This window comes from Vibrio sp. Y176 (assembly GCF_033438945.1).
Map to the genome: position 1 here is coordinate 1 of NZ_JAWOQS010000805.1, position 602 is coordinate 602.

At 44.9% G+C, this 602-nt stretch carries 1 pseudogene; it reads left to right on the forward strand.

Annotated elements, in window-relative coordinates:
• A pseudogene (locus R7O13_RS28755) lies at window positions 1–602 on the forward strand (hybrid sensor histidine kinase/response regulator); the annotation flags it as partial.

Genomic DNA, 602 nt, shown 5'->3' on the forward strand with positions numbered 1-602 from the left:
AAGCGCAAGAAACCGAAGTCATGGGATTTGTACGCTCTGAGCTCGCGTATGCCAGTGGTGGTCGTTTTTACGGCCTCGTCAATGCATTTAGCCGTTTAGGCAATGATATTGAAGAAGCACGTGAAAATGCTCAGCAACGTTATATCGAAGGCAGCGGTGACCAAATCAAAACATCGATTTTGCCGGAGTCCTCAAATTATGTCGGCAGTGAACGTTATCGCTTACTCCACAAACGTTATCACTGGGCATATCTGGAGCTACTCAAACGCTCAGATTTTAATGATATTTTGCTGGTCGATATTAACGGCAACGTGACCTATTCCATCAACAAAGACGACAACTACGGTACTAACCTACTAACGGGGCGCTATAAAGACTCGGCATTAGGTAAAACCTTTAAACGTCTAGCTGATGACGTCAACGAACGCCGCAAAGTGAATGAAGATTATACGCCCGTCATTATTTCTGATTTTGAACTGGAACATGGTCGACAAGTCGCTTGGCTTGGTGCACCTATCGTTCAACAAGGCTATTTGCACAGCTATGCTATGTTCCGTTTACCAAACAACGGCATTACCAAGCTGATCGCAGATAAGAACCGT